The sequence below is a fragment of the Mesorhizobium sp. XAP4 genome (assembly GCF_029269325.1).
In the GTDB taxonomy this organism is placed as follows: domain Bacteria; phylum Pseudomonadota; class Alphaproteobacteria; order Rhizobiales; family Rhizobiaceae; genus Mesorhizobium; species Mesorhizobium ciceri.
The window spans coordinates 41,105-68,077 of sequence record NZ_JARIXW010000011.1; the positions used below are offsets into that span (position 1 = coordinate 41,105).

Annotated in this window: 22 protein-coding genes and 4 pseudogenes; 12 read left to right on the top strand and 14 right to left on the bottom strand. The window is 58.9% G+C overall.

Annotated elements, in window-relative coordinates:
- Positions 1–373: 373 nt before the first annotated feature.
- From queE to queC, 3 genes are read right to left on the bottom strand one after another with little or no spacing between them, the layout of a single operon-like run.
- Positions 374–1,099: a 7-carboxy-7-deazaguanine synthase QueE gene (gene queE, locus P3C39_RS31145; protein WP_164752747.1), complete on the bottom strand. Its 726-nt coding sequence runs from the start codon at positions 1,097–1,099 to the stop codon at positions 374–376.
- Between the two features lie 5 nt (positions 1,100–1,104).
- Complete coding sequence (gene queD, locus P3C39_RS31150) at positions 1,105–1,461, bottom strand: 6-carboxytetrahydropterin synthase QueD (protein WP_063169374.1); 357 nt, start codon at positions 1,459–1,461, stop codon at positions 1,105–1,107.
- Complete coding sequence (queC, locus tag P3C39_RS31155) at positions 1,461–2,159, bottom strand: 7-cyano-7-deazaguanine synthase QueC (protein WP_275954934.1); 699 nt, start codon at positions 2,157–2,159, stop codon at positions 1,461–1,463. The genes queD and queC overlap by 1 nt, the downstream gene beginning before the upstream one ends.
- 155 nt (positions 2,160–2,314) lie before the next feature.
- On the opposite strand from queC, the gene P3C39_RS31160 reads away from it, so the two are divergent.
- Together P3C39_RS31160 and P3C39_RS31165 are read left to right on the top strand one after the other, a co-directional pair.
- The gene (locus tag P3C39_RS31160; protein WP_275954942.1) at positions 2,315–2,668 is read left to right on the top strand and encodes a hypothetical protein; all 354 of its coding nucleotides are present in this window, start codon (positions 2,315–2,317) and stop codon (positions 2,666–2,668) included.
- Positions 2,652–2,781, top strand: a pseudogene (locus P3C39_RS31165) (transposase); the annotation flags it as partial. The gene P3C39_RS31160 and the pseudogene P3C39_RS31165, both read left to right, overlap by 17 nt.
- A 6-nt stretch (positions 2,782–2,787) precedes the next feature.
- Here the strand turns inward: P3C39_RS31165 and P3C39_RS31170 are convergent.
- The 4 genes and pseudogenes from P3C39_RS31170 to P3C39_RS31185 form a co-directional block, all read right to left on the bottom strand.
- Positions 2,788–3,997 (bottom strand): annotated as a pseudogene (locus P3C39_RS31170) (IS3 family transposase).
- A 254-nt stretch (positions 3,998–4,251) separates the two neighbouring features.
- Positions 4,252–5,286 (bottom strand): LLM class flavin-dependent oxidoreductase, encoded by a 1,035-nt coding sequence (locus P3C39_RS31175; RefSeq protein ID WP_095484287.1) that lies wholly within the window; start codon positions 5,284–5,286, stop codon positions 4,252–4,254.
- Between the two features lie 47 nt (positions 5,287–5,333).
- A complete protein-coding gene (gene hisC, locus P3C39_RS31180; protein ID WP_275954935.1) occupies positions 5,334–6,488 on the bottom strand; it encodes a histidinol-phosphate transaminase in 1,155 nt (384 codons plus the stop codon).
- Between the two features lie 872 nt (positions 6,489–7,360).
- Positions 7,361–7,633 carry a hypothetical protein gene (locus P3C39_RS31185; protein WP_206523012.1) on the bottom strand — a complete coding sequence of 91 codons (273 nt, stop codon included), beginning with the start codon at positions 7,631–7,633 and terminating at the stop codon, positions 7,361–7,363.
- Positions 7,634–8,806: 1,173 nt separating this feature from the next.
- Here P3C39_RS31185 and P3C39_RS31190 point away from each other — a divergent pair.
- Both P3C39_RS31190 and rpoN read left to right on the top strand, forming a co-directional pair.
- On the top strand, positions 8,807–9,340 hold the full coding sequence (locus tag P3C39_RS31190) for a peroxiredoxin (RefSeq protein ID WP_024505252.1): 534 nt from the start codon (positions 8,807–8,809) through the stop codon (positions 9,338–9,340).
- Between the two features lie 68 nt (positions 9,341–9,408).
- Entirely contained in the window at positions 9,409–10,842 is a 1,434-nt protein-coding gene (gene rpoN, locus P3C39_RS31195; RefSeq protein WP_275954936.1) for an RNA polymerase factor sigma-54, read from the top strand.
- Here the strand turns inward: rpoN and P3C39_RS31200 are convergent.
- From P3C39_RS31200 to P3C39_RS31225, 6 genes and pseudogenes are all read right to left on the bottom strand, one after another.
- The gene (locus P3C39_RS31200; RefSeq protein WP_024505250.1) at positions 10,839–11,465 is read right to left on the bottom strand and encodes a nitrogen fixation protein NifQ; all 627 of its coding nucleotides are present in this window, start codon (positions 11,463–11,465) and stop codon (positions 10,839–10,841) included. The two genes, rpoN and P3C39_RS31200, sit on opposite strands and share 4 nt — an antisense overlap.
- Positions 11,452–12,504 (bottom strand): LLM class flavin-dependent oxidoreductase, encoded by a 1,053-nt coding sequence (locus P3C39_RS31205; protein ID WP_024505249.1) that lies wholly within the window; start codon positions 12,502–12,504, stop codon positions 11,452–11,454. Before P3C39_RS31205 ends, P3C39_RS31200 begins: the two co-directional genes overlap by 14 nt.
- Positions 12,505–12,642: 138 nt before the next feature.
- Positions 12,643–14,244: an SDR family oxidoreductase gene (locus P3C39_RS31210; protein ID WP_063169384.1), complete on the bottom strand. Its 1,602-nt coding sequence runs from the start codon at positions 14,242–14,244 to the stop codon at positions 12,643–12,645.
- Positions 14,245–14,392: 148 nt separating this feature from the next.
- Positions 14,393–14,980, bottom strand: coding sequence for a nuclear transport factor 2 family protein (locus P3C39_RS31215; RefSeq protein WP_245463580.1), 588 nt, complete (start codon positions 14,978–14,980; stop codon positions 14,393–14,395).
- A 138-nt stretch (positions 14,981–15,118) separates the two neighbouring features.
- Positions 15,119–15,241, bottom strand: a pseudogene (locus P3C39_RS31220) (ferredoxin); the annotation flags it as partial.
- A 29-nt stretch (positions 15,242–15,270) separates the two neighbouring features.
- Positions 15,271–16,449 (bottom strand): cytochrome P450, encoded by a 1,179-nt coding sequence (locus tag P3C39_RS31225; RefSeq protein ID WP_024505246.1) that lies wholly within the window; start codon positions 16,447–16,449, stop codon positions 15,271–15,273.
- A gap of 1,487 nt (positions 16,450–17,936) precedes the next feature.
- Between P3C39_RS31225 and P3C39_RS31230 the strand changes: the two genes are divergently transcribed.
- Positions 17,937–19,169 (top strand): MFS transporter, encoded by a 1,233-nt coding sequence (locus P3C39_RS31230; protein WP_127318061.1) that lies wholly within the window; start codon positions 17,937–17,939, stop codon positions 19,167–19,169.
- Between the two features lie 261 nt (positions 19,170–19,430).
- Here the strand turns inward: P3C39_RS31230 and P3C39_RS31235 are convergent.
- Positions 19,431–20,462: pseudogene (locus tag P3C39_RS31235) on the bottom strand (ChuX/HutX family heme-like substrate-binding protein); the annotation flags it as partial.
- 586 nt (positions 20,463–21,048) lie between these two features.
- Here P3C39_RS31235 and P3C39_RS31240 point away from each other — a divergent pair.
- The 7 genes from P3C39_RS31240 (at position 21,049) to P3C39_RS31270 (ending at position 26,970) form a co-directional block, all read left to right on the top strand.
- A complete protein-coding gene (locus P3C39_RS31240) occupies positions 21,049–21,369 on the top strand; it encodes an iron-sulfur cluster assembly accessory protein (RefSeq protein ID WP_127318079.1) in 321 nt (106 codons plus the stop codon).
- A 17-nt stretch (positions 21,370–21,386) separates the two neighbouring features.
- Positions 21,387–21,707 carry a hypothetical protein gene (locus tag P3C39_RS31245; RefSeq protein ID WP_127318065.1) on the top strand — a complete coding sequence of 107 codons (321 nt, stop codon included), beginning with the start codon at positions 21,387–21,389 and terminating at the stop codon, positions 21,705–21,707.
- 12 nt (positions 21,708–21,719) lie between these two features.
- Entirely contained in the window at positions 21,720–22,931 is a 1,212-nt protein-coding gene (gene nifS, locus P3C39_RS31250; protein ID WP_126063817.1) for a cysteine desulfurase NifS, read from the top strand.
- A 180-nt stretch (positions 22,932–23,111) separates the two neighbouring features.
- A complete protein-coding gene (gene nifW / locus P3C39_RS31255) occupies positions 23,112–23,489 on the top strand; it encodes a nitrogenase stabilizing/protective protein NifW (RefSeq protein ID WP_024505239.1) in 378 nt (125 codons plus the stop codon).
- Positions 23,490–23,677: 188 nt separating this feature from the next.
- Positions 23,678–24,529 carry an electron transfer flavoprotein subunit beta/FixA family protein gene (locus P3C39_RS31260; protein WP_127318067.1) on the top strand — a complete coding sequence of 284 codons (852 nt, stop codon included), beginning with the start codon at positions 23,678–23,680 and terminating at the stop codon, positions 24,527–24,529.
- A 16-nt stretch (positions 24,530–24,545) separates the two neighbouring features.
- Positions 24,546–25,655: an electron transfer flavoprotein subunit alpha/FixB family protein gene (locus P3C39_RS31265; protein ID WP_127318069.1), complete on the top strand. Its 1,110-nt coding sequence runs from the start codon at positions 24,546–24,548 to the stop codon at positions 25,653–25,655.
- Positions 25,656–25,665: 10 nt separating this feature from the next.
- Positions 25,666–26,970, top strand: coding sequence for an FAD-binding protein (locus tag P3C39_RS31270; RefSeq protein WP_127318071.1), 1,305 nt, complete (start codon positions 25,666–25,668; stop codon positions 26,968–26,970).
- Positions 26,971–26,973 lie beyond the last annotated feature (3 nt).

Here is a 26,973-nt window from a genome sequence, read left to right on the forward strand (position 1 = left end):
CCATGCACATCGGCGTTCTGTTTAGCAGCTGCCGTTGACCGGCGGGCCAGCCCCTTTGGGCGTTCTGGTGTCTGACAGTCGTGCGTCAGGCCGGACAATGAGATACATCGATAAGAGCTGGACAAGGATGAGGGGATGACGTGCTTGCGACGGAGCAGGTGGGGCGAGAAGGCCAGTTCTTGCGGATTTCAACTTTGCGTGACGACAGCTCATCGGAGTCAAGGTGACACACGCCGGCAGCGGGGTGTCCGGGCAGTTTCCAGCCGCACAATCGCGAGACCGCTGACGCGAACAAAGCTCGGCTGTACTCGGCACGCGAAGAGAGCCTGCCAAGCCGTCGAGCCCGGCCTTCCGGTGCGACGCAAGCCGCAGACTAGACCGCCCTCTTGTTACCCCAAAGCAGAACGTGCAGCTGCGGCAACACGCGGGCTTCGAACCACCTGTCGCTAGTCACCCTTTCGACAAGCCATTCCATTCGCATCATTATTCCGTCCAAGTCGACAGAGGCGTCTTCACTGCCAGGGCGCGGCGGAGTGTGATTACCGGGTTGCAGATAGATCGGAAGGTGCGGATATCTGGCCGCGACTTCTTTGGCGTAGGCATAGTCACTCTCGTCGAAAACGACGAGCTTGAGCACGATTTGCGGCTTCTCTTGCGCCGCTTCGAGGCATGCATCAAACGCAGCCCAACGGGTCGTCATCTCGCTGGACGGCGGCTTTGGGCTAAGGGTCAGCACGTCAAGATCCGCAAACCACTCCCTCACCACGGAACCCTGCGTTTCCAGTGCAAAACGATAGCCCTCGCGATGGCCTCGTTCTATGAGGGGACCGAACGGCTGAATGGCCGGGTTGCCGCCTGACAAGGAGACCATAACCGGCCTGCCGCCGGAAAGCGCATGGACGGTTTGCCACACGGCATCGATCGGCATCGGTAGCCATTCATGGCGATACTGATTGTCCACCGCGTGAAGGCTGTCGCACCATGAACAGCGATAATCACATCCGCCGGTTCTGATGAACACCGTCGGCAAGCCGATGAGCACGCCCTCGCCCTGGATAGTCGGCCCGAATATCTCGCTCACACGGATTGCGGGATGCATGTCGGTCACGGACGGTATTCCGCCCAAGTTTTCGGTGTTTCACTAACGCGCACGGCCGCGGTCTGCGGCAGACGTGCCTTGCACCATTCATAGAAATGTCTGGCCAGGCATTCCGCCGTGACCTTCTCATGTCCCAGCACGTCGTTGAGGTGCCGATGGTCGAAGCTCTCGTCAATGTAGCGTTTGAGCGGCGCCAGATCGTGATAGTCGCGCACGAAGCCGTGGGCGTCCAGTTCCTTGGCCGACAGCTCCACTACGACGACATAGTTATGCCCGTGCAGGCGCGCGCATTGATGGTTGGGAGGCAAGGAGGTGAGCTGATGCGAGGCCGAGAAGTGGAATTCCTTGCTGATGTGGAACATTACGCGCGCCTCCTGCGCAGCGCCTCAAGCCAGAAATCGGCGTCCTCGTAGTCGGTGGGATCAGCGTGCCCGGCGAGATGGAACGCTTCGCGCCGCTCGACGCAGGTCCCGCATCGTCCGCAGTGACGCACGCCGCCCTTGTAACAGGACCAGGTCTCAGCAAACGGGGTGCGGTATCTTGCGCCATCCGCAACAATGTCAGCTTTTCCGAGATTCACATACGGTGCATAGAGGCGTATCTGCGCATAGCCGTCGAGCGCGCGGTCTTGCATTGTCTGGAAAGCTTCAATGAAGGCCGGACGGCAATCGGGATAGATGAAATGGTCCCCACCATGCACGGCCGCCGCCACCGCTTCGGCGCTGTGGGCGGCGGCGAGACCGAAGGCGATTGCCAACATGATGGCATTGCGGTTCGGCACCACCGTAATCTTCATCGTGTCTTCGGCGTAGTGGCCGTCCGGCACGTCGATACTGCTAGTCAGCGCTGAGCCGGAAAGGCCACGGCCAATTTCGCCGATGTCGATGATCTGGTGCGGGACCTTCAGTCGCTGCGCGCAAAGAGCGGCGAAGCCCAATTCCTTCCTGTGCCGTTGGCCATAGTCGAAAGATAGAAGGCCGGTGAGTTCGTGCTCCGCTGCCACCATGTGAGCAAGGGAAACGGAGTCCAATCCGCCAGAGCAGACGGCGAGAGTCTTCATCATTGATATCCTTGTTTTGACCGGGTAAGGCTGCGACCGGAGATTTCTCTGCGCCCCCACTACTCCAGCGACTCAGTTTTGTGAACCGGGAGAATTTGCGCTCAGCCCGATTGGAACGGGAGTGCGTCGCGTCCAACACGCGTGATCAATAAAAGTTGAGCGCTTCAGCAGTTTGTTTCGCATCGCGCCAACTTTCGCAACCTGCTGTCGGATCGTCGACTTCGAGACAAGGTGATGTTCGGCCGACATCGGCTGACTCTCAATTAAGCCGCAGAACACATGTTGGCTTTCTGGCCTTCGCTTGTGCGGTTGGCACGACAATTGATATTCTATTTGTGGGGCGGCACACCCCGCCAGCCGAAAGTGGCAGTGAGCTCCTTCAGGCGCAGGTTGATGTGCTGATTATTCGGCGATTTTCCGATCTCGAACCAGAAAGCGAGGGCGACATGGATGCCAGCAAATTTGACATTGGCGACATCCGCCTGGAGAACCCTGCGCGGCGCGATTGAGGCCGCAGGCGAGCCTGCTCTACCTGCCGCCCTACAGTCCCGACTTCAATCCGATTGAGAACGCCTTCGCCCAACCTAAGGCGCTGCTGCGAGCAAAGGCCGAGATAACCATCAAGGCTCTATTGGACTGACGTTGCCCCAGCAGTTTTGAGTTCGTTTCCGGCGTGGGTTGTGCCCTGCTGGGCGGGTGAAGCGACGGGCGCTGGCGCGGAGCCTTTGGCATAGCGCAGCGCGAGCGACCGTCGCGGATTGAAGGTGCTGGCGAACTCGGCCGGTGTCTGCCAGGCGAGTTGGGAGTGCGGCCGCGCGGTGTTGTAGTCGGCGTGCCACAGGGCGATGGCTACGCGCGCCTGAGCCAGCGAGGTGAACAGCGTCTCGTTGAGCAGTTCATCGCGCAGTCGGCCGTTGAAGCTCTCGATGAAGCCATTCTGCATCGGCTTGCCGGGCGCAATGTAATGCCATTCGACGCGGTTCTGATCCGCCCAGGAGAGGATGGCGTTCGAGGTGAACTCGCTGCCATTGTCGCTGACGATCATCCTGGGCCGGCGCCGCTCGGTGATGAGCCGGTCCAATTCGCGGGCAACCCGCATGCCCGAGAGAGACGTATCAACGATGAGTGCCAGGCACCGGCTCGTGCAGTCGTCGACGACGGCCAGGATGCGGAAGCGGCGCCCGTCGGTGAGCTGGTCCGATACGAAGTCGAGCGACCAGCGCTCGTCGGGCCTCAGCGGCACCAGCATCGGCGCCCTGGTCCCGATCGCCCGTTTGCGGCCGCCACGGCGGCGAACGGCGAGCTTCTCCTCCTGATAGAGCCGGAACAGCTTCTTGTGGTTCACGACCAGGCCCTCCCGCCTCAGCATCACGAGAAGACGCCGGTAGCCGAACCGGCGACGCTCCTGCGCGATCGGCCTTCATCCGCTCGCGAACCTCGCGGTCGTCCGGCCTGCTGGTCTGGTAGCGAACCGTCGTGCGGCAACAGCCGATGGCTTTACACGCCCGCCGTTCGCTCATCCCGAAGCCTTCCTTCAGGCGAGCGACAGCTTTCCGCTTGGCGGCGGGCGTCACCATTTCTTTCCCACAAGGTCCTTCAACGCGGCATTGTCGAGCATGGCGTCGGCCAGAAGCCGCTTCAGGGGCGTGTTCTCGTCCTCCAGCGCCTTCAGGTCGCCGAGCCTCGGTGACATCCATCCCGCCGAAGCGGGCCTTCCAATTGTAGATCGAGGCGTCGCTGACCCTGTGCTTGCGGCACAGATCGCCAACCGATACCCCGGCCTCGTGTTTCTTCAAAATTCCGATGATCTGCTCTTCAGAGAAGCGGCTGCGTTTCATGTCCTGGTCCTCTGGATGGGCCAGAACGAACTTCAAACCGGATTAGATCAGAGGGGCAAGGTCAGGACGCCTCGGCGCGGTCGTCGACCTCTTCACCCCAGCCGAATGTGCCAACTACTTCAAAGCCGCAGGATATGACCTGCATCAGATAGGACGTGCTCCAATGGTTTACACCTGACACAGGAGTCCGGCCCCCACAACCGTTTCGCAATGAGGAGCAGCGCTGCCGCTGCTCCTCCAATCACACGACGGATTCACGATGCGGCAACTCGAGCCATGATTTCGGATCGAATGGCCGATGCGGTGTATAGTGAGGCATCCAGCGGCAAATCCCCAAATGCCAGTTGACACAGAAGATAATTAGCACCTGCCTCTTCCAGCTGATCAAGGAGAGCTTTTCGGACAGAATCTGCCGTTCCCACGACGCACAATTCACTTTCAATTGCTGCATCGAAGTTCAAAGGCAAGTTTGGTGGAGTGGAAATGGCATTTAGTTCGTATAGAAATTTGAAGCTATTGAGCCATCGTTCATAGGCAGGTGCTGCGAGCAAATACGCATCTGTTTCAGAACGCCCTATCACCACCATTCGGAGCAATCCAAGAAATGGCGCTTGCTGGCCAATGTCAGCATCGTGAATTCGGGCGGCGCGGAACGCGTCGGTAACGCTGCGAACAGAAGTGGAAGGTCCGACGCAGGCGATGTTTGCCCCATTCGCAGCGGCCCAGCTAGCCGGCTCGGGTCGATTGGTGGCGATCCATGTCGGCGGATGGGGATATTGGTGAGGTCTCAACGTCAGCGGAACATCTTTCAACTCAAAGTGGCGGCCCTGATAAGAAAGCGTCCCGCCTTTCATCGCATTGATGAGAATCTCACTGGCCTCCGCATACTGTTCTGGTGCTGCTTCTACAGCAACCCCGAAGTATCCCAATTCAGTGGGAGCAGAGCCGCGCCCTATGCCGAGTTCAAGCCTGCCGCCGCTCAACTGATCAAGCATGCAGATCTCCTCGAAGGCACGCAGCGGATGATAGAGCGCAAGTAGCATTACCATGGGACCAACACGAAGACTGCGGGTTCGCTGGGCGACGCTCGCTAAGAACAAATTCGGTGATGGACCTCTGCCATGCGGCGTACAGTGGTGCTCGGCGAGATGATACGCATAAAAGCCATAGCCATCGCACGCTTCTGCTAGGCTCAGCCGATCTGCATATTGCTGTGCGATGTCATCGCCGTTTTCGTCCAGATGATCGAAGATGCCGAAGGTCAGGCCCGAAGCGGAAATTTTCTTCAATTAATTGTTCTCCAAATTACCTATATTTATTCGCTAATCAGCATAGCTCACGACATATCATTACTTGGTGCTTGATGTGAATCGACTTCATGCTTGAGCACACCGCGATTCTTCTTAAAGCTCATACAGACGCGTTTGGCGGCAGCAAGGAATTTGTCCATCTGCTCTGTGGTGCCAATGCTGACGCGAATACAGTTCTTCAAATCTACGTCAGGAAAGCTGGCGATGAGGATCGCCTGCTCTTTCAACGCGGCTTGCCAGCATGAGCCCTCCTGTCCCGCTGGCACACGGGCCAGCAAAAAGTTTGCGTGGGAGGGTGTTACGGAAAAGCCAAGTTGCAACAGCGCCAGGGTCACTCGCTGTCGTTCATGCTTGATGTGCCTGTGGTTCTCTTCGTAGGCGTGGCGATGCGCAAGAATGCTTTTCCCGACCGCCTGCCCGATCACGTTCATGTTGAAGACATTCTGGATGTTGCGCAGCCTGCCAATGATTTCTGGGTGACCGAAACCGAAGCCGACTCGCACGCCAGCGGCAGCATAGCTCTTTGAAAAAGTCCTCAAGATCAAAAGATTCGGATGTCTATTGACGAGGCGCAGGGCATGGTCGGGTGCGAAGTCAACGTAGGCCTCATCCAAGACGATCAAGCGATCTGCTTGCTCCACAAGGCGTTCGATTTCGGCCACCGGCACGAATGTTCCGGTCGGATTGTTCGGATTAGCCAACAGAATGAACTTCGCGTCTTTTGCGGGGCCGGACAGCAGTTTTTCTATCGGCAGGGGATGAGCTTCGCTCGATGCGATTTCGAGAAACTCGGCACCCTGCAACATGGCAAGTTTACGGTTGAACGAAAATCCGGGCGAGAGCATTGCCACTCTATCTCCTGGGGCGAGGAAAGCTCTGTAGATGAGTCCGAGCAGCTCCGACGAACCGTTGCCGGCAATCACCTGATCTTTGGAAAATCCGTAAGCATCGGAGGCAGCTGCCCTTAAGCTGAGATTGTCGTCTTCCGGATAAAGATACTGGTGTTCGATCGCAGCAATTGCACTTTGCATTACGCTCTTCGGCAACGGAAACGGGTTCTCGTTCGTATTTAGCTTAACGCAATTTGCATCCGTCGCTGGTCCGTTGGACGAGAGAGCATCTAATTTGCTGGCCACCGGCGAAAAAAGCGAAAGCACGGTCTTCAGTTTTGCATCGCACATGTTCTTCTCCGTTTTTCAGTCCCGCAGGGCATGTGACATGAGGCAATCGTTGATCGTGACTTGATCGACGTTCGGCTATATCAGCGCTGCCTTCCCACCCTGGTGGGGATCGCCGACCACGGTTTGGATTTGACACCGGGAAGCTGTCGAGAACCTGATGACGACCCAACGTTTGGCCGACGGCCGATTCGGCGCAACAGACGGTGTTTCAACATCGCATCGTCCTCAAAGCCGCATGCAGGGCCTGCACGAAAGCCCGTCTCCAGCGCCCGCAGATAGGTGGAAGCCGAAGTCTTGCCGAACCTCAGTTGCTCTGCCACCTGGCCCACCGGACTGCCCTGTTTATGGGTCAGGCGCAGGATATCTCTGACGCTCGTTCGTCTTGCTTGCTTCCGTCTTGGCATGGGCTCTCTCGGTTTGCTGATGAGAGAGCCAAATACCGGCTCATCTGAGCATGAGACGCAGGCCTGACGATATGGAGCGTCGCTGGTGGCGCGCGTAGCCAAGAGGGTTCGCCTCGCTGGCGGGGCATGCAAGACGGCGCACCTCCTTAGCCATCCTGTCCCATCGTCTCAGATCGTGAGGCGCACCTTATAGTCGGTGAGGAGATCTTGCAGGGTCAGGTTACGCCCTAGCGCTTAAGGTTGTTGGTCGCACCGAGCAAGCGCGGGACCTGTCGACGGACAACAGCGGTGCCGCTGCCGGCACTAGGTCGTCCAGCATCACAGTGAATCGCGTACGTAGTATCTTGTCGTAGGCGGCATTCTGGATAGCCGGATACGGGCTCTTCACCCGCTGCACCACCGATTGCGGGATGATGTCGCGAGAAACATTCACGGATTTCGTGAAAAAAGTGTACCCGCCGAAGAGCCCTACTCGCGGGGGCGGTGCAGCACCACCTCGGTGTCACTGCTCGTGTTCATGCGATGGACTAGGCCGGCCAGCTGTTGACGCAGCTCGCGGTAGTTGTAAGTCTCACCCGAGTAGACGAGCACCAAGTCAGGTCGGCCATCCTCCTGGAGCATCCTCGGCTGGCGGCCGCCCTGGATATCGATGATTGCCAGGCGGTGGTGTCCCAGCGCCGCAGGCCCGCCGATCCAAGTCCCCTCGTCGTCCGGACCGTGGTTCGCTATGGTGGCCGTCATATCGGCAAGCTCCCTTCGCGCATCGGGACCTCCGAGGTCTGGATTGAAGTCGATCCATTCACAGATGCCGCACAGGTTATGTCGCCGCATTTGGGCGAAGCAGATATAAGGCCAGTGGGAAACCATCGAGGCAAAGTGACGGATCTAGCCCAGCTACGATCCGCATCCGACATTGTCGGACATCGGACAGCACCGCGATTCGCTGCATAGGAAGCCTGGAGTCGCGATTTCCCCTGGGGGAATCAGCGCATGAAAGGAGAGCTGGGTCGTGTCTGCCGAAATGAGAAATTGCTCCCCCTTATTGCATCACCGAGGAATGTTACCCAGCGCGATAGACGGACATGCCCTATCTCCCCCCGTTGCAGCTGAGGGAGATAGGGGCCAGCTCTTCATTCAACCCTCATGGAGGATGATCAGCCCAGCCATTTCCATGCGCCGGCCTTCACAAGCCGTGCACCATTCAGGTTCTTTTCCTTGAAGCGCGACGATCCTTGTCAGACGTCGCAACACTTGCTGCCGAGAGCACGAGCTCTTCCTCGAGCATGCCTTGATCTGCGCCTCGAACGGCTCGCACATGCTGGGTTTCAACGACTTCGCAGAGGTTGATATTCTGCAGTGACTTCGTCTCGCTGCTGCACGGCATTGACGCTGGGAGCCATGCTCGCGTGGCGCAATTGTGCTGAAGCCGGTGCCCACGGTAACGTTTCTTAACCCGCCCCAGATCCTGGCGTTTGGCTATTTCCGACATTCGTGTCCGGCTTCGGACAAAGGCCGGGTTTGCCGAACGGAGTCGCACCCAATTTCCAGTGCTGCTTGAGCAATAATATCGACCGGCATTACTGCACAACACGAAAGTTGCTGCAAAAACCGAAGTGAACCCAAGGCATCGGGTCAATTGGCATGGCGCTTGCGACTCGGTCGATAGAACGCAGTCAAAATCACGGTTGCAGACCATGCCTACCTCTCAAAGCTCGATAAAGCACGCGAGCAAAATTCCCCGTCTCCGCGGAAGCTCGTCGCCGTTGAACGTGCCTGCTCGGGGGCGGTCTTGCACAAGACCGGTCCGAGGCAACCACGCCAAGGCGCGAGGCTGCCGGAACTGTCGACCGAAGTCGATGCCGCTTCAGTTTAACCGAAAAATGCACCGTACCACTTTGGCCTGGAAGCAAATCAATGACCTATAGAAAGAACGTTCCTCTCGTGACCTTTCGCACGCGTGTTCGCGATGAGTCGATCGGGGGGCCAAATCCTTATCGGTGGGAGAACAAGACCTCCGACGATTATTTCGGGGGCAAGCGCATCATCCTGTTCTCGCTGCCTGGCGCCTTCACCCCGACCTGCTCGACCTTCCAACTGCCCGATTTCGAAAAACTCTATGATCAATTTCTGGAACTGCGAATTGACGCGATCTACTGCGTCTCGGTCAACGATGCTTTCGTCATGAATGCGTGGGGAAAGTCCTTGGGGCTGCAGAAGATCGAGCTGATCCCAGACGGGTCGGGCGAGTTCACGCGCAAAATGGGCATGCTGGTCGCGAAGGACAATCTGGGCTTTGGCATGCGCTCCTGGCGATACGCCGCTCTGATCGACGATGGCGTGGTGGAGCAGTGGTTCGAGGAGGAAGGCTTCTGTGACAACTGCGAGACGGACCCCTATGGCGTTTCATCCCCGCAAAACGTTCTCGACAAATTGAAGGCGGCGGCATGACCCAGAAGTGGAAAGTCTCACACAACCCAAGCACACACTAGAGCCTCCTCGGCAGATCACGGTTCAACATGCATCTCTCAGCAAGCCTGCTTCAACGCCAGAAGCAACGTATGGCCTTATCGCCTCAAGCCATTGAAGCTATTCGCTTGCTGCGATTGACGCATACTGAACTCCATCAGCTCGTGCAGCAGGCACTCGAGAAGAACCCCGTTTTGAAGCCTGACCCGTTTGACGACGATTCGCCGCTGCCAGGGGTGGATCAGCGGAGCAGTCAAAGCAGAAGCGAAATCGGCGAATCGCCCATTGGCGGGCCGTCTGGCGGGCGCGGGCAATGGAAGTCGCAACGCAGTAGCGGCAACGATCGACCTGCCGTCGAGGAGTTTACCGCCCACACCGAAACATTGCACGACCATGTCGCCCGCCAGGTCGCCCTCACCCCGTTCACCCCCCAGGAGCGGCTGATTGCCGGACAGCTCGCCGCTCATCTGGAGGACACTGGCTATCTTCAGGTAAACCTTTTCGATCTGGCCAGGAGGTTAAACGTTCGGCAAGCTGATGTGGAACGGGTCATCGGAATCTTGCAGCAATTTGATCCGCCGGGCATTTTTGCGCGAACTCTCAGCGAATGCCTGGAGATTCAGCTGCGCCAGCAAGACCGGTTCGACCCGGCTATGGCAGCTTTGGTCGCCAATCTCGAGATGCTTGCACGGGGGGATTTTCAGGGATTGAAGCAGCGTTGCGGAGTCGACGAGGAGGATCTCCTCGACATGAGGAACGAAATCCGCGCGCTCGATCCCAAGCCTGGAGACCGGTTCCAGTCCGGGACGCCGGAAACCATCGTACCGGACGTCTGGGTAATGCCCAAGTCCGAAGGTGGATGGCGGGTGGAGCTTGATCCGGCCACGCTGCCCAAAGTGTTGATCAACCACACCTATGTCGCCGAAATCTCGCAGCTGACCAAGCAAAATCCGGAAGGCAAAGCGTTTCTCGACCATTGCCAGGAAACAGGGAACTGGCTGATCAGCAGTCTCAAGCAGCGCGCTAAGACGATCCTTAAGGTTGCGACCGAAATCGTGCGCCAGCAGGATGCCTTTTTTACACACGGCGCCGCCCATCTGCGGCCTCTCTGTCTCAAAAATGTCGCTGACGAGATCGGCATGCACCAGTCGACGGTAAGCCGGGTGGCTTCGAACAGGTACATGTTAACTCCGCGCGGGGTGTTCGAGCTGAAGTATTTTTTCGCTGCGCCAATCGCATCCTGCGAGGGCGGCGATGCGCACTCCGCCAAAGCTGTCCGCCATCGGATCAAGGCAATCATAGCCGAAGAATCGCTCGACAAGGTACATTCCGACGAAGACATCGTTGCTCAACTCAAGGAGACCGGCATCGATGTCGCTCGCCGTACCGTCACCAAATATCGCGAGGCGATGAACATCCCTTCCTCCATACGACGGCGCCGCGATAAGCGTTTGTCCGCAGCTGCGATCAAGCGAAGTGACTAACCGACATTCGTGGTCGGCGAGAGGCAACTCTCAACTTCCTCCGGGCCGAAGCAGCTTTCGAAGTCATGGCATTCCCCGCAACTGGGTGCTGTGCATGACGAAAAGCCTTCGGCCTCACACAGCTTGCGGTAAAAGTACTTTTTCCATTTCATGTTTTCTGTGTTGCCTGCCGCCAGCGCGGGAAAATGTCTGGCAAGCAGGCGGCTGAGCTCAGCGCGATTTGAGAGGCCAAGATCCCGCCAAAGATGGTCCATGCGCATCGCACGCCGGGCGATGATCTTGGCCAAGCGGGCGCTCGCCGGGTCGGCCGGCGCAGCATGCGCTAGCAGCAGCCGGCGTAGCAGTTCCTCTTCCAGTTCCGGCTCGGGCTCGCTCAACTCCTCCAAAGCGAATACGCTGCTGGAGGTAGACGGGAAAGTTGCGGCCAAGACATCACGCAATTCGACAGACGAAAGGCCTGTCCCCTCCGTCGCCAACACCTCGCCCGCCTGGACCTCCTCAAGCGAACGTGAATGTACGCAGGGCAGCACATGCTGATCGAAGCTCCTCCCTAGCTCGGACCCACGCCATTGCGCGCTGGATAGGCAGCCATCATCGTAACGGCCGGCTTCAGCTTCCGGCATGACAAAGCGCCTTGTTGACCGCAGGGATGATCTTGTCGCCCCAGAGCTCGATCTGGCGCAGCATCGTCTTTTGGTCGAAGTCGCCCAATTGAGTCTGAACTGCGATCTGGTCCGGTTTCAAGATATCGATCTCTTCCAGCAGGCGATCAATCACGCGATTTACGCTGCCAATCGGCAAATTTTTGCGCATGGTCTCGAAGGACAGATCCTGCTGGGTCGGTGTCTCCTGCAGCAGGTAGCCATCGTGGCTCTGTTGGCGGCGCTGATGCAGGGCTTCAGAAAGCCGGCGCTGGAAGCGGGCATTGTCGAGATAGCTGTTGATCTCCAACTCGTCGTGGCTGGCATAGCAGCAGCGCAGCAGCGATATCTTGACGTCGGTGACGTTCTTTTCCTCGGATGCCGCCGCCCTCTCGACTGATTCACGCAGTGTGGTCAAAGTCTCTAAGCCGTCGTGGAAGGCTGTGACAAAAAAATTGTGCCCCTCGCGGTAGGCCCGAGCCATCCGTGCGGCTCCGCCAGCGATCCAGATAGGCGGCGTCGGCTGCTGGACTGTGCGGACCGAAATCGCTGTTGGGGGGATCTTCTCATATTGGCCGTCGTGTTCGAAGACGTTTTGGTTGAGGCCCTTGAGAATGATGTCCAGGTATTCCGAAAAGACGGCCGGCGCCTCATCGATGTCCACGCCGAACCGTTCGAACTCGAACTGCTGGTATCCCAAGCCTACGCCGAGCTCGAGACGGCCGTTCGCAACGATGTCGGCGAAGCCGATCTCGGACAGCAGGCGCTGCGGTTGGTAAAGCGGCAGCACGCAGACGGCAGTGCCCAGGCGAATCGTGCTTGTCAAGCCGGCGCAGTGCGCCACCATCATCAGCGGGGATGGTATGAGGCTGTAATTGTTGAAGTGGTGCTCAGCAAACCACGCGGTGTTGAACCCAGCCTGCTCCGAAGCGACGGCCTGTTCGATGGAGTTGCGGATGACGCTTTCTGAGGATTGGTGATAGCCACGCTGGGCGGCCAGAATGAAAGTGGCAAATTCCATGATTTCTCCTCGTTATAGACACGTCAGCCGACCGGGAATGTGCTCGGCATGCGCATGCTTGGATCTCAAGCACCTCAGGTGCGTCGTGGAGCCGAGGCTTCATAATGCTCGGCCGGTCGCCCTGCGAAGGCCTGGCAATTAACCTGCCGCCTCCGCAAAACATTCGTCATAGAGCTCGCTGGCGTTTCCCGCATCACCGAACGAGGTCCAGCCGCCGTCCACGTAGAGGATCGAGCCGTTGATGTATGAGGCGTCAGACGAAGCAAGGAAGAACGATGCATCTGCGACGTCTTCTGGCCGTCCCATCCTGCCCATGGGGATGCGTCGTCCGATTGCTGTCAGGTCGATGCGGCCGGCTTTGGCCAACTGAGCAAGTGCGGGCGTGCGGATGTGGCCAGGAGCGACGGTGGCTGTCCGAATTCCGACCGGCCCGAGTTCGGCCGCCATGCAACGGGTCAGCATATCCATCCCCGCCTTGGAGGCGCCGTAGGCATGGCGCGGCGCGAACGGCAGAAAGCTGTCGATCGACCCGAGATTGAGGATCACGCCGCCCGGGCGCATAGCCTTGATCGCTTCGCGCGCGCAGGTGAAGGCGCCGGTAAGGTTGACATCCAGGACGTGTTCGAGCTGTTTCGACAGTTGCTCGATCGCAGGCACAATCCTGTCGGCGGTATCAGCACTATTGACCAGAACATCGATATACCCGAAGCGTCCCCTCAGTTCTTCGAACATCGACACCACATCGCTCTCGACGGCCACGTCCAGCGATTTCGCCAGATGCTTGCCGGGGAGCGATGTAGCCAGCTCTGCCGCTGCAGTGCCATCTTTATCAGCAATCACGACGGTGTCGCCGTTCGCGGCAAAGCGGCGAGCGACGGCCGCGCCAATGCTTTTTGCGCCACCGGTGACGAGCACGATTCGCGCATCTGTGCATTCGGCCGGACAGGAGAGCTCGGCTTGGAGCGCACCATCCACCGGCGGGTGAGCATCCCCCGGCTGGTTGAATGACATCCAGCCTCCGTCGACTGCCAGCACCGAGCCGGTGATGTAGCGCGCCTGCGTGCTGCTCAGAAAACGCACGACCCTGGCGATCTCGTCGGGGCGAGCCAAGCGCCCCATCGGCACGCGGCGGCGTATCGCCGCGAGGTCCATTTTGCCAGCGCGTGCCAGTTCTGTGACCATTGGGGTGCGGACGGAGCCCGGCGCCACCGCCGTGACGCGGATTCCTCGCATAGCCCACTCGCATGCAAGGGACTTTGTCAACGAGATCACGCCAGCTTTCGAGGCTGCGTAGGCGTTGCGCCTGGGATTGCCGACCACGCCCGCCATCGAAGCCACATTGACGATCGCACCGCCCGGCTTCATGCGCCGCGCCGCTTCCCTGGCCATAACGAATGGCCCAATAAGGTTCACTGTCACGCCGCGTCGGAAGGTATCGACAGCGGTGTCGATGATCCTATCCATCGTGGGTCCAACCGCCGCATTGTTGATGAGGACATCGATTTGCGCGAAGCGTGCTTCGACCTGGCCGAAAAGTGAGAGCATGTCCTTCTCTCGCGACACATCGCACTCCAGACCGACGTGCGGCGACCCGAGATCCCGAGCCAGTTCAACCACACCACTGCCCGGAAGGTCCACCGCAACTACAGTGTCTCCGTCCGCGGCAAGGATATCGACCAGGGCACGGCCGATCCCGCCCGCAGCGCCTGTGATGATTACGGTGCGTGCTGCCAGTTTCACGAGAGCTTCTCCACGATGACCGCTTGTGATCTCAGCCCATCAACCTTGGGCGGAATGAAGGGCCGAGCCAAATCGTTGCAGTGACCGCCAGTTGCGGCCCCACACAGATGTCGTTCCCGTAGGGCGCTCATCCTCCATTTCTACCCACTTATGCAGCTCCCAGTTGGGGACCCTCGACGCCATCTTGGTCGGTGGGGATGTGACCCTTGAGCAACTGGTAGATGGGATCGTCTGGATGTGGTGCTCCAATCGGCTGTCGCTGGCCGAACCTATCTGCCTCAAGAATCGCTGGCGGGATTTGCTCCTCAACCCAATCGTAGACGACTGTCCGTTCCGCAATTCGCCACTCGTCCTGCCTCTTCTGAAACAGATCGCAGTAACGGCCGCAAAGCAGCGTCTGACGTATTTCTTGGTCTGTATCCGGTCCGCGTTGCAGCGCGGTGAAATAGCTCTCGACCGCGGCCTCTGCTGAACTGATGAAGTCGATCAGGCTGTTCGTGATTTGATGGATGTTACGGTGCCCCGGCAGACCGAGAGCAAATTGGATGAAGTCCTCTGCCGGTCCGCAATAGGGACCGTGCCTGTCATACGCTTCGGGCCAGTATGCGCTACGCAGCGCCGCCTCATCGGCGCGGTCTATCCCGCGGCAGTACCGATACAGGCAGTTGCGGATCGCCTCTCGGTCACGCAGTTCGGTAATTTTCGCGTGGTCGACAGGGTCTGTCGCGAATTGTATGATTGTTTTGTCCTTCCCGATGCCAGTCTGCACTTTGCGTGTGTCTCTCTCTACAACTGAGTTAGCGGGGGGCTCGTCAACTTCCAGAGCTTGTTCGGGGCAGGCTCGTACCCCTTTTGAGGCAAGCAGTTGCTCCCCATCGGCAACATCAATATCACCGGGCAAGATGTAGCCGGCGTCATCAAGCTTGAAGACTCTCGGCGCCCGCGCCCAGCAGCGCGCATGACCCTGGCATCTGGCTTTATGTACGACGACACGCATAGCGAACTCCAATGTCGTTGGCTGAAACTTCAGGACCAGTCCAGGATCAGATTCTCGATCCCGAACACATGGCCGCCGAAGGTGATAGGTTCAGTCCCTGTCTTGATCCGAAAGGCTGGGATGCGCGCCAGCCACTCCTCCAGGCCAATGACAATCTCCCGCCGGGCAAGGTGTGAGCCAAGACAACGATGGGGACCATAGCCAAAGGCAGCGTGCCGGTTGTCCTCGCGCGCCAGATCGATCTCATTCGGGCATTCGAATTCCGCCGGGTCACGATTGGCAATCATCGTGGCACAGGAAACATAATCTCCCTTGCGGATCGGCGCGCCTTTGAAGTCGACATCCTTCGTTGCCACTCGGATCATCTGAATGGTCGAATAGGCGCGCAGCAATTCTTCCGCAGCGACGGCAATCCGGTCAGGTTCGCTTCGTAGCAATTCCTGATCTTTGGGGTTGCGCGCGAGATGGGCCAAGTCGAAGCATATGGCTGCTGAGACCGTGTCGAGTCCCGCGACGAACACAAGCACGCCGATGCCACGGACTTCTTCGTCACTGAGCAGACGACCCTCGACCTTTGCCTTCACGATGAAGGTCATGAAATCATCGACCGGCTCCTTGCGGCGCTCGGTGGCAAGTTCGTCGATGAAGGCCACGATCGCCCGGGCTGCGGGTGGTCGTTGCTCCTTATCGCCGTGGAGCAGATCTCTAGCCCAGCCGACAAATGTTTCTAGTCCGTCGTCCGAAAGCCCAATAAAGCGAAGGAAGATATTGACCGCGAACGGAACTGCAAAATCCTTCATGATGTCGCAGCTCGTGCCTGATGCGGCGATCCTGTCGATCAGCTTGATCGCTCGTTCCCGGACAGCCGGCTCCAATGCCATTACCCGCTTTGGCGAAAGCAGCGGATTGAGCAGTGAGCGAAAAACACCGTGGAATGGCGGATCGAGCTCAAGCGGGATCATCGGCCAGCTCTCGCCGAGCACAGAGGCGAAGATGCTGCGATGGCTGGAAAACGTTTCGGTGTCCTGCAGCACCCGGCGCTGGTCGCTCGCGCGAGTGATGACCCAGGTACCCCGACCGTCGCGCGTGTTGCTGGTTGAATAAAAGATCGGAGGCCCGGCATGAACGCAAGCAACCGCGGCATGCGGATCCCCGTTAGCCGTCGGCAACATGCCGGGCGACGTAAACAGGTTGAAGTCCCTCACCATTTCGGGCGGGACATGATCTGGAACCGGCCGCGATTTAACCGCGCCAGAATCGAGAGACCGTTCATGAGATGCTGTCGGCATTTGCATGCAATCGTTGGTGCAAGCTCCGTGCCGAATTCGTCTTTCGATAATCCTTGCCGTTTTGCTGGGCAACAGGTGGCGCCTGTGCTGACTTACTGGTCGGGATTGCAACATTCTTGTCCAGCGTCGGACACAGAATGTAGAAAGCTAGACACCGACTTGGAGCAACTCAACTGGTGGGATCGCTAGCCGATCATGTGCCCGGGGAGCATCCAGTTCGAAAGCTTGCGCTAAGCGGCTTGGTGACTTGGCCGAGGTCACCAGGTGGAAACGACCAACACTTGGGGTGAGCCTAGTGGCGCTCCCCTCGATGATGTCTGGCGGGGTGGTTAGCCGCCTCCGTGGGACAAGATCAGCCTACACGAATGGACTATAGCCTCTCCTCGCCTGCCTCATTGGCCGTCCTTCAGAGCCGGCCACACGAGCTTTTGTCTTTCAGCAGGGCGTTTTTCTCGCCAGCTACAGAGCCACACCGACGCCATTAATGAGCGTCCAGTCGACGGGTTGGATGGCCCTGTCCATCTTGCCCAGCACCTTGGCTTCGCATTTGCCGGTGCGGCGGAAGCCTTCAAGACGCAGTTCTTGACCTTCTCCAGATCAGCCTCGGACGGATATCGGCAAGGGTTCAGCTCGTCCTTTTGAACTTGCGCATCTTCGTGTTGGCCAACCCCAGGCCGCCCGACATATTTGCGGTCTATCCGGCACCTCAACTTCGAACAACCTTGCGGCAAGCTCTTGGGATAGCCCACGCTCGTGCCTCCACCACCCGCTCAGCAGAGCCAGATTTGTCGTTGATGGCACGGAACTTGCGCAGTCATTCGCAGATGCGTCACGGACCGAGAGTGTCGTCCCATGAATTCGATCACCAAAAAGGCCGCCCGACGTTGCTGGGACCGCCTGCAATTACCTTATCCCAGAATTGGGAGCAACGGCTTCAAAAGGGATAACTCATCACCTCAATTTTGTCGATCGCGCGGCCATCGAACCGCAGCCATCCATCAGACTTCCGCCTCGTTGCACTCATTGCGACCGCCTTGGTGCTTGCGACAACCGCTCAATTCTGGCTGCCAGGATAACCACATATGGCGACGGAACTTCCTGCTTCAAAGCAATATAGAGATCGTCGATCATCCCCCCATCAAGGCCTCGATCGAGGACACCGCGTTCGGCTTGCTTGGTTCGCAGTGAACAGACCGCACTTCACGAATGCGATCGATGCGACCGCGCCGAGAACTCTCCCGCATTGTCGACGGTTGGGTCCGTCGGCCCTCCGATGAGGCCTCGGATGCGTCGGGCGCCGAGGCCTCGACTGATGCCGACTGGCCGCCGCCGGAAGGTCTCGCGGCTTTGATCCCCGGCGATGTAGCCACCCCTGCTGCAACAGCTCCTAGCCGGAGAACTCATTCATGACCGAATCGGCGACAGATTTAGTGGACGCGGCTTTGTTCGACCGAGATCGGCTTGACCCAGAAAGTCCATATCAACGTTCTGGCCCTGCATGGGGTGCCATCATTTCGCTTTCCTTCGGCACCTTCGGGCTTGTGACGGCAGAGTTTCTGCCCGCCAGCGTTCTGACACCGCTCGCGCATGATCTCCGTATCACCACGGGCACGGCTGGACAGGCGCTAACAGCGACCGCAATCGTCGCGGCGATCTCGGCACCGATAATCGCCATGGTGACAAAGCGTCTGGACCGCAGGGTCGTCATCTGGGCGATGACGCTCCTGCTGATCCTGTCGAACGTTCTGGCAGAGGTTGCGGGGTCGCTGCCGGTTTTGCTGGCGGCACGCGTCGTCCTTGGCATATCGCTTGGTGGTTTTTGGTCTATTTCGGCAGCGTTGGCGATGCGGCTGGTTCCAAGTCACCTCATGCCGCGCGCCATGTCGATCATCCTCACCGGCGTTTCTGTCGCCTCCGTCTGCGCGGCTCCAATCGGCGCTTATGTCGGTGACATTTGGGGATGGCGAGCCTCGTTCAAGGTCGCCGCAATCGTGAGTGCCGTTGCGCTGCTCGTGCAACTCGTAACCATTCCGCCACTGCCTCCGATCGAAGTGCGCAGATTCCGCAGCCCGCTGGATGTCGCGAAGAATCCGGCGATGAAGGTTGCGGTGCTAGTCGTGCTATTGGTCGCTTCCGGCCATTTTGCCAGCTTCGCCTACATCCGCGCCTTTCTCGAGAGCGTTCCTGCGCTCGAAAAGAAGTCAATCCCGCTCGTGTTCCTTGCTTTTGGCACGGCCGGCGTCTTCGGCAATTTAGCCGGCGCATTCCTCACCAAACACAGTCTCAAGGCGGTCGCGGCCCTGCCGCCCCTGCTCATTGCCGTAGCCGCTGTCTCGCTCCTGACCATGGGAGCATCGGCCTTGACCTCGGCAATTGCAGTTGCCGTATGGGGCTTTGCTTTTGGCGCGGTCCCGGTCGGATTGCAGACATGGATGGTGCTACGCGCCGCTCCGAAACAGGCCGAGAGCGCTGGTGTACTGATGGTCATAACCTTCCAAGTGGCCATCGCAGCCGGCACAACTTTCGGTGGCCTATTGGTGGATCACACGGGTATTGCCAGTGTCTTTGTCTACAGCGCGGTTGCCACGTTCCTCGCTGTCTTGACAGTATTTTTGCTCGGCCCGAACCGCAAAACCTGACCGCCTGGTGGGGAGTGACGGTCGGCGGCGTTCACGCTATTGCCACCTCTGAGCTCGGCCCAAAGGCCGCGGCTTCGTCGTAACCATGCGGTCGATGGGGCAGCGCCAAATTGCTTCCTGCTCATCGCGTTGCGATAATACAGCGCGCTTATTGCGTCATCGTGTCCCCGGTCTCGGCTTCAATGCCCGGCTACTGGCTGCGGAGGCAGATGGGCGCCGGCGTCCCACCGACGACGATCGGTCTTTTCTCATGTAGCTGTCGGGGAAACGAGGCAGGTTTTCCGCCAGAACCCGCCAGTCGTCGCGCTCGCGTTCGCCTTCCTTGCGCGCACCGAACAACTGGATGATGATCTTGCCGTCGGACCCATATGCTTCGAGCGAGGTGACGTGACTGTCATTGGTCGGCTTGCGCACGGCCCAAACCTCACGGATTTGGTGGGTCCTGAGATGCAGCCGGAACATTTCGTCCAGCACATGGATGCACGGCCCGATCTGCTTGACCGACTTGATTAAGCCGGAATGGGTCTGGATAGAACCTCGGTTGCCGACGAAGCACATGATCGGCAATTCGTCTTCGGCCGCACGCTGGAGCACGGCGCCAACTGCGGCATTGTCGAGCAGCCAAGCGTAATCCTGGCCGACCATGCGCAAAGCCTGGCAGCGGCTGAGCTTGAGCGTCTTTAGAAGGTTGACGTCAGTCAGCCGGCTCCAGTGCTCGCGTAGGTCGTCCACCGTGCCGGCCCAGTCCGCAGTCCTCGCGCCCAGGTCGGCTACTCTCGCCTTAAGCGACATGGTCGGCTCCTGGTTGGCGGATACGAGCTCGGCCACCAGCTTTCGATAGGCATGAAGGTTGGAGACCGGCCTGAGATGCACCTTATGCACTGCTGCGCCGGTGGCGTCGAAGAATTGCAAACTGCGCTGGATTCCGCCGCGATGGCGCCTTTCAACAGCGAAACCATACCTCCAAGCTTGCGGGAAGACGCGAAGGTCGAATTCGTCACCAAGGACCATGGCGTGATTGTTGCCGGTTATCACTCTGTTGAAGACGCCAATCTTTTCGTGCACGGCACCTTGATTGCGGGTCAGCGCCGTCACTTCGCCCACGAATTCGAGGCCCGTCAGAACGTGATTGACGCGCGGGTCGATGCGTGCCGCGCCGAAACCGCAATGGGCCGCGACCAGTTCCGCTTCCGAAATGGCCAATTGGGCTGCGAAATCACGCGCGGGAATGTTCGGACAGACTTCCCACGCACGCCGGATTTCGTTGGGCGACCGCTTCTTGCGCTGATCCATGTTTTTACCCCTGCCCCGTTCTTCTTTTGACGATCGATCGAAAAACGGGCCTCAGGGGTGTGCACGGCGGACGCGATCGATCGTCAGGCACATGCCAGTCGAATCCTGTCTCCGGGCGGTCAGCGGCCAATCGCCGGTAGAGAGCGATTGTTGGGTGGTCGGCGCCAATCGGCCGATCGAGCATTCGGGTACCACCGGCGGTGCTGCTTTCCCACTCAAGGCGGGTCTGATGGATCATATTGCTCTCCTTCGTTCTTCGATTGCGAGGGCAACCCAAAGGTGAATCGGCCGGCAATTTTGCCGCCGCAACGAAGGCTTCACAAAAATCGTGCCAGTTGCTCCGCGGCAAGCTCTGAACATCTTTGGCTCTGTTCATTGCTTTACGCGTGAGTGCATCGCGAACTCAGGCGCCCTTCCTGTGACGCGGACGCGACAAATCCGACAGTAAGTGTCGGTTGTCGGACGTCTCCCCAGCAATCGAGCATAAGAGACGTCGGGATGTCCTACGGTTTTTGACACGTCTTCCCTTTGGCACGGTCCATGCGAGATGATCCGCGAAAACGTCGGACCGAGGAGAAATCGAGCCATGATTACGCTCACCGACAACGCTGTTGCCGCCATCAAGGCCGCTCTTTACCGCGCCAGCGAGCCGGCGGAAGGATTTCGCATCATGGTCCATGCCGGCGGCTGCGCCGGCTTCCAATACTCAATGGGCCTGGAGAGCGTCTCACGTGAGGGCGATGCGATCATCGAGCGAGATGGGCTCAAGGTGTTCATGGATAGAGGCTCCCAACCCCATGCCGCCGGCATGACCGTGGACTTCGTCAATGGGCTCGAAACATCCGGCTTTGTTTTCGATAACCCCAATGCGCGTGAGACGTGCGGCTGCGGCAAGTCCTGCAAATGATTGCTAGGGAACAGGCTATGTTCGACTATAGCGACGCCAAGGAATACTGCGTCGAACCGGTAACCGCCGGCGCTCTGGAACCGGCCGACACGCACTGTCGGCCCGGAACAATTGCGTTCGGTGATGCGCCAAATCGCGATCATCGATCGTTGCCGTGGGCAAGCAAACAAAATTGCCCGAAACAGCTGAATTCCCGGCAGATGCCGCCACCAAAGGGCAATGTCGACAGCGACCGGTCAGCCAAGCCATCGCTCGCCCGGCCGCCCACCTTACCAGATACGATATGCGCCAGAGGTTCAATGGCCGCCCGCCTACCCTTGAATCATTTCAGCAGTTGAAGGATCACTCCCATGAACCCTGTCTATCTCGACAACAACGCAACGACGCGGGTTGATCCTGCAGTCGTTGGAGCGATGTTGCCTTTCTTTACGGAGCAATTTGGCAATCATTCGTCCATGCACGCCTATGGCGCATCGGTTGCTGAAGCCGTGAGAAAGGCGAGGCAACAGTTGCAAGCCCTCATCGGCGCGGGATTCGAGGACGAGATCATCTTCACCTCGGGCGGGACTGAAAGCGACAGTACAGCCATCCTTTCGGCGCTGGAGGTGATGCCCGACCGAACGGAAATAGTGACTTCCGCGGTTGAACATCCGGCCGTTCTGAAGTTGTGCGCGCACCTTGAAAAGACGCGCGGCGTCAAGGTGCACATTATCCCAGTCGATCACCACGGCCGGCTCGACCTGGACGCCTACAGAACCGCTCTCACTCCACAAGTGGCAATCGTCTCGATAATGTGGGCGAACAATGAGACCGGTACGATCTTTCCCGTGGTTAAGCTTGCCGATCTAGCCAGGGAAGTCGGCGCGCTTTTCCACACTGATGCAGTGCAGGCGGTCGGAAGGCTTCCGATTGAGCTGAAATCGACCGCGATCGACATGCTGTCGCTCTCCGCCCACAAGCTGCATGGTCCAAAGGGGATAGGCGCGCTTTATGTAAGACGTGGCGTGCGCTTCTCCTCCATGATCAAGGGTGGGCACCAAGAGCGCGACCGGCGTGCAGGCACTGAAAACACACCCGGCATAGTCGGACTGGGCATGGCGGCCGAACTCGCCTTGAAATTCATGGACGAGACAAAACGAATAAAATGGTTGCGCGACCGCCTTGAGAACGGGATCATCCAGCGCATCCCAAACACATCCATCAACGGCGATCCGCAAGAGCGATTGCCAAACACTGCAAACATTGGATTCGAAGGTATCGAAGGCGATGCAATTCCAATTGTCCTGAGCCGGCTGGGAATCGCCTGTTCCGCCGGGTCCGCCTGTGCCTCTGGCTCACTGGAACCGAGCCATGTTCTGATCGCTATGAACGCGGCATGTGGGGCAGTCCGCTTCTCCTTGTCGCGTGACAACGGCGAAGATGACGTAGACCGCGTGCTTGAGGTCCTGCCTGCGATCACCGAGAAGCTACGGGCCGTTCCCAGTGCTGGACTGTGCGGGCGAGGTGCGGAACAGCTTCATTCCGGCCCGGGTCCGAGCGGCACAATAGCCGACGAGCCGTGAGGTCTTCCTCAACGTGACGACCCTGCGCAATGGAGAGCAGTCAAACTCGGGGTCGCCTTCACCACTTCAGAAAAGCTTGAGATCGCCAAGTCTCTTGCCCAGCCGCCGTGCCAGAGGTCGGCACGCCGTCAGCAATGTCACCAATGCATCGACACCACAATTACGCGCCGGGAGAATACAATGAACTGCTCCGCTGATAGCCGCCCGATCGATCGCACCGATATCCTAGCGCGACTGAAGGGCCTGTCGGCCGCGGAGGACTTCTTCGCCTGCCTTGGCGTCTCCTACGACCCGAAAGTGATGAATGTCTCGCGGCTCCATATCATGAAGCGCGTGGGCCAATACCTTGCCGAAGAAGATTTCTCCGGTCTGCCTAACCAGGTAATCGCCGCGCGGGTGCGCGCCAAGCTGGAACGCGCCTACGAAGATTTCGCGACTTCCTCGCCGCTCACGCAACGTGTGTTCAAGGTGCTAAGGGACCACGATCCAAACATATGTCCCGCACCTGGCCGCGCCTTCGTCCCGCTCGACTCTGCACTGAAGCGGTTCGGAAAGTAATGAGCCCGACACGGCTGCGACGCGACAATGTCGAGAAGTCGACAAATCCAGTCCTCATGACGCCTCCTCGGAAGCAAACGAAGCCACCTTCTGGAATAGAGGCAGGAAGACGACTTGGCATGAACGATGCAGGCAATGAGGTGAACCGCCAAGCACGAATCCGGACTGGGAGCTTAGAGAAACCGCCAATGCATATCGTAATCTGCATTAAGCAGGTGCCGGATTCGGCACAGATCCGCGTGCACCCGGTGACGAACACGATCATGCGTCAGGGTGTTCCGACCATCATCAATCCTTACGACCTGTTCGCCCTCGAAGAAGCGCTCAAACTGCGCGACGTTCATGGTGGCGAGGTTACTGTGCTCACAATGGGTCCGCCCATGGCGGAGGACTCGCTGCGAAAGGCGCTCGGTTACGGTGCTGACCGAGCAGTTCTCTTGACGGACCGCTATTTTGCCGGATCCGATACGCTGGCGACTTCCTTTGCTCTTTCGCAAGCAATCGCAAAAATTGGGGAGACTTTCGGCAGGCCGGACATCGTCTTCACCGGCAAGCAGACGATTGACGGCGATACCGCCCAGGTCGGACCGGGCATAGCCAAGCGCCTAGATTTATCGCAACTTACCTATGTCGCGAAGATTGCCTCCATCGATCTCGATACGCGAGAGATCGAAGTCGCGCGTCGCGCCGAAGGCGGCACCCAGTTGCTGAAGAGCAGACTCCCTTGCCTCATTACCATGCTGGAAGACACCAACGAAATCCGCCGGGGCTCGCTCCAGCAGGCTCTGTGCGCGGCGCGCAGCCAAGTCGTGAAGTGGACTGCAGCCGACGCCGGCATTGACGATCTCACCCGGTGCGGTCTGCGTGGCTCGCCTACAGTCGTCAAGCGTGTTTTCGCCCCCACCGCACGGGCAGAAAGCGCGGCGCAGATCGACACCGCGGAAAGGGGCTTGCAGGACATAGCCGATGAACTCATCGCCGATATCTTAACCCGCCGGCCGGCGCTGGAACATGAGCTGGCCTTCAACAGCGGCACGTGACGGCCAGGAGCAGAAAATGTCGACCGCAAGCCAAACTACCCCTCGCATTGCCCCCGGCCGTGCCGGTGTAAAGAAAGAACTTCCCGACCGTTTCAAAGACTACCGGCACGTGTGGGTCTTCCTCGAGCTCGAACGCGGCAATGTGCATCCTGTATCATTCGAACTGCTGGGCGAAGGCCGCAAATTGGCCGACAAGCTTGAAGTCCAGCTCGCGGGCGTCGTGCTGGGACCGCCGGGCGAGATGGTCGAGGACGCTGCTGCCGAGGCCTTCGCTTACGGGGCGGATCTTGTCTACATCGTCGATGCGCCGCCGCTCGCCGACTACCGGAACGAGCCGTTCGCCAAGGCGCTCACGGATCTGGTCAATACCCATAAACCCGAAATCCTCCTTCTCGGCGCGACCACACTGGGCAGGGATCTTGCAGGCTCGGTAGCGACGACCCTGCAGACGGGGCTCACGGCCGACTGCACCGAACTTGATGTAGATTCCGACGGTTCACTCGCCGCGACCCGTCCGACTTTTGGTGGCTCATTGTTGTGTACGATCTATACACTAAATTACCGGCCGCAAATGGCGACGGTGCGACCAAGGGTCATGCCTATGCCGCAACGGGTGGATAAGCCGGTCGGGCGTGTCATGCGGCACAAGCTGTCGCTCGTTGAGGACGATATCGTCACCAAAGTCCTCGGCTTCCTACCGGATAACCAGTCGGCAATGGCAAATCTTGCCTATGCGGATGTCGTGGTTGCGGGAGGCCTCGGTCTCGGAGCGGCGGAGAACCTTCAGCTTGTGAAGAATCTTGCCCGAGCGATCGGCGCCGAGCATGGCTGTTCGCGCCCCTTGGTCCAGAAGGGCTGGATGCCGGCTAATCGACAGATTGGACAAACTGGCAAGACCATTCGACCGAAGCTTTACATCGCGGCCGGAATTTCCGGCGCCATCCAGCACCGAGTTGGGGTCGAGGGGGCCGATCTCATCGTCGCGATCAACACCGATCCGAACGCGCCGATTTTCGAGTTCGCCCACCTCGGGATCGTCACGGATGCAATCCGCTTCCTGCCCGCACTGACGGAAGCCTTCACCCGGCGGCTGTCGCCGCACAGTCGAGACAAGCTTGCGAGTTGAGGGAGAGGACATGATTGAACAATTCGATGCCATTGTGGTCGGAGCCGGCATGTCTGGAAACGCAGCTGCTTACACTTTGGCAAGCCAGGGGCTGAAGGTACTGCAGTTGGAGCGCGGTGAATATCCGGGCTCTAAGAACGTCCAGGGTGCCATAATGTACGCGAACATGCTGGAGAAGATCATCCCGGACTTCCGGGATGATGCGCCCCTCGAGCGGCACCTGGTCGAACAGCGACTTTGGGTGATGGACGACACGTCTCACACCGGAATTCATTACCGGTCGGACGACTTCAATGAGGCGAAACCCAACCGCTACACGATCATCCGCGCCCAGTTCGACAAATGGTTTTCCCGCAAGGTGCGCGAGGCTGGCGCGACGGTCCTGTGTGAGACGACCGCGACGGAACTCGTCCGTGATGGCAATGGCAAGGTGATCGGCGTCCGCACAGACCGGGCTGGCGGAGTGGTCTTCGCGAATGTGGTCGTTCTCGCAGAAGGGGTGTCGGGATTGCTTGGCACTCGCGCAGGCCTGCGCGAGATGCCGAAGCCGGAGACCGTGGCGCTTGCCGTCAAGGAAATGCATTTCTTGCCCGAAGAGGTCATTGGCCAGCGGTTCGGGGTCAAGGGCGATGAAGGCTGCGTAATCGAGGCCGTGGGCACGATCTCTCGCAGCATGGCCGGGCTCGGCTTCCTTTACACCAACAAGGAGTCGATTTCACTCGGCATCGGCTGCCTGGTCTCGGATTTCGCCGCGACGATGGAGAGCCCGTCCGCCCTCCTAGATGCGATGAAAAACCATCCTTCGATCCGGCCGCTGATCGCTGGCTCGGAGGTGAAAGAATATGCCGCCCATCTTATCCCCGAAGGTGGTTACAAGGCCATTCCGCAGCTCTTCGGCGACGGTTGGGTCATCGTCGGCGACGCAGCGCAACTGAACAATGCCATTCACCGTGAGGGTTCGAACCTTGCCATGACCTCGGGTCGTGTCGCGGCTGAGGCGATCATCAAAGTCAAAAGCCGCAACAGTCCTATGACCAAAGCGAACCTTGCGCTCTACAAGACGATGCTGGATGACTCCTTTGTGATCAAGGATCTTAAGAAATACAAGGACATGCCAGCCTTGCTCCACACCAATTCCAGCAACTTTTTTGACAGCTATCCGCGGTTGATGTCGCATGCCGCTCAGAACTTCATGCGTGTCGACGGCACGCCGAAGATCGAGAAGGAAAAGAACACCACGGCCGCCTTCATCAACGCGCGCTCGCGCTGGGGGTTGGTCAGCGACGCGGTCCGCCTGGCATTGGCATGGCGCTGAAGA

What these genes read in the sequence shown, in the direction of transcription:
- P3C39_RS31185 (WP_206523012.1), bottom strand. Translation starts at nt 7,633, where the DNA reads ATGACGGCCACCATAGCGAACCACGGTCCGGACGACGAGGGGACTTGG.
- hisC (WP_275954935.1), bottom strand. Translation starts at nt 6,488, where the DNA reads ATGTGCGATGCAAAACTGAAGACCGTGCTTTCGCTTTTTTCGCCGGTG.
- P3C39_RS31260 (WP_127318067.1), top strand. Translation starts at nt 23,678, where the DNA reads ATGCATATCGTAATCTGCATTAAGCAGGTGCCGGATTCGGCACAGATC.
- rpoN (WP_275954936.1), top strand. Translation starts at nt 9,409, where the DNA reads ATGCATCTCTCAGCAAGCCTGCTTCAACGCCAGAAGCAACGTATGGCC.
- P3C39_RS31240 (WP_127318079.1), top strand. Translation starts at nt 21,049, where the DNA reads ATGATTACGCTCACCGACAACGCTGTTGCCGCCATCAAGGCCGCTCTT.
- P3C39_RS31230 (WP_127318061.1), top strand. Translation starts at nt 17,937, where the DNA reads ATGACCGAATCGGCGACAGATTTAGTGGACGCGGCTTTGTTCGACCGA.
- queC (WP_275954934.1), bottom strand. Translation starts at nt 2,159, where the DNA reads ATGAAGACTCTCGCCGTCTGCTCTGGCGGATTGGACTCCGTTTCCCTT.
- nifS (WP_126063817.1), top strand. Translation starts at nt 21,720, where the DNA reads ATGAACCCTGTCTATCTCGACAACAACGCAACGACGCGGGTTGATCCT.
- P3C39_RS31270 (WP_127318071.1), top strand. Translation starts at nt 25,666, where the DNA reads ATGATTGAACAATTCGATGCCATTGTGGTCGGAGCCGGCATGTCTGGA.
- queD (WP_063169374.1), bottom strand. Translation starts at nt 1,461, where the DNA reads ATGTTCCACATCAGCAAGGAATTCCACTTCTCGGCCTCGCATCAGCTC.
- P3C39_RS31225 (WP_024505246.1), bottom strand. Translation starts at nt 16,449, where the DNA reads ATGGTGAGGGACTTCAACCTGTTTACGTCGCCCGGCATGTTGCCGACG.
- nifW (WP_024505239.1), top strand. Translation starts at nt 23,112, where the DNA reads ATGAACTGCTCCGCTGATAGCCGCCCGATCGATCGCACCGATATCCTA.
- P3C39_RS31265 (WP_127318069.1), top strand. Translation starts at nt 24,546, where the DNA reads ATGTCGACCGCAAGCCAAACTACCCCTCGCATTGCCCCCGGCCGTGCC.
- P3C39_RS31245 (WP_127318065.1), top strand. Translation starts at nt 21,387, where the DNA reads ATGTTCGACTATAGCGACGCCAAGGAATACTGCGTCGAACCGGTAACC.
- P3C39_RS31190 (WP_024505252.1), top strand. Translation starts at nt 8,807, where the DNA reads ATGACCTATAGAAAGAACGTTCCTCTCGTGACCTTTCGCACGCGTGTT.
- queE (WP_164752747.1), bottom strand. Translation starts at nt 1,099, where the DNA reads ATGCATCCCGCAATCCGTGTGAGCGAGATATTCGGGCCGACTATCCAG.
- P3C39_RS31200 (WP_024505250.1), bottom strand. Translation starts at nt 11,465, where the DNA reads ATGCCGGAAGCTGAAGCCGGCCGTTACGATGATGGCTGCCTATCCAGC.
- P3C39_RS31205 (WP_024505249.1), bottom strand. Translation starts at nt 12,504, where the DNA reads ATGGAATTTGCCACTTTCATTCTGGCCGCCCAGCGTGGCTATCACCAA.